The organism is Dialister sp. (genome assembly GCF_036343215.1).
Lineage (GTDB): Bacteria > Bacillota > Negativicutes > Veillonellales > Dialisteraceae > Dialister.
Genome location: NZ_JAZASU010000215.1, coordinates 1 through 1268, shown reverse-complemented (window position 1 = coordinate 1268; position 1268 = coordinate 1). Strand labels below are relative to the sequence as shown.

General features: G+C 52.5%; 1 protein-coding gene. It reads right to left on the bottom strand.

Annotated elements, in window-relative coordinates; genetic code table 11:
- Positions 1-1168: LAGLIDADG family homing endonuclease (locus VZT47_RS10525; protein WP_330224907.1), on the bottom strand; the 1168-nt coding region annotated here is incomplete at its 3' end.
- Between the last annotated feature and the right edge of the window lie 100 nt (positions 1169-1268).

The window sequence follows — 1268 nt, the reverse complement described above, 5'->3', positions numbered from 1 at the left end:
GATAATGGAAAAGGGAGCGTGTCTTTTTCACACGTTCCCTTTTTCGACTGCTTTTTCTTTTCAGTTGTGATGTCGGTTGGTCAGAAAATGAAGTGAACCGGATGACATAGAGCGTTTCCCCGGTCGGTTTGCCATACCGCAGGGAAGGCCCTTCCGTCATGGCGTTCTTGATGCCAAGACTCCAGAGCAGTTCCCGCACATCAAGGGCAAGCTGCCTGATCGTACTGGAATAAGTGCTCTGTGCTTTCCTTTCCCCGATGCTCCCGTCAGAATCCACAAGTCCCTGGAGAAGCCGCCAGCGCTGTGCCTCGGATGCCCGAAGATATTCCGAACGAATCCTTTTAGCCCGGAAGGTCGGTACGAGGATGTCCCGCAATTCATCAAAATACACCACATCGCTCCCGCCGCACTTCTGTGGGTACTGGTTATGCGTTTCATAAGGAATATGGGACAGGACTTCTTCCACATCCTCTGTCCGGATGGTGATGCAGGGTTTGTTGGCACATCCATTCCCTAGCCAGTATCCGTAAAGATACGGATCAATGGGGAGCTGTGCAGGAATCGTCTGCAGGGGTCTAGCAACGGGGATCCGGATAAGGGACCGCCGCGCTTCGGGGGTTCCTGCAAAACGTTCTTTGTACGCACTGACTTTTTTATAGATCTCTCCTGTGGTCCATTCCTTTTTCTTCCGTTTCCCGTAAATGTATTCCACATCCCACAAATGGCGCTCGCCGGCCACAATGGAGGAACCGTCCCGGAAGGTCAGGCGGTAGGCCTGTTCCGTGTCATCCACCGCGCTTTTGGCCACGATATTGCAAGGGGTTCCCATTTCATCAAAAACCCGGTCTCCCACCTTAAGTTCTCCCATGGTCTTCCAGCCATCAGGAGTCGGGATCGGTGTATCAAGAGCCAGCTGCTTCCCTTGCTTCTTGGGGATTTCGATATAGGCGGTGTTGAACTGCCGATAGCCATTGGGCTTTACGATCCCGAACAGGTCCCGGATGATCTGTTCCTGCCAGTCGATGAGTTCGAAAGGATGGCCAGCCCAGGTCCCCTTGGTGTGGCACAGGCTTTCGATGAAGGCTACAGCATAATCCGCCAGCTTTTTGTTGTAGGTGGACGTTTTGGCTTTGAATTTGGTGGGTTTGTACTTTTTGAGTTTCCGCATGGGTGCTCCCTCCTTTCTTCTACAAGAAAAGGAGCCCGCAGGCTCCTTATTTTCTTTGTCCCCGCTCCTCAAAGGCTGAAGAGGAAGGCGGGGACTTTTT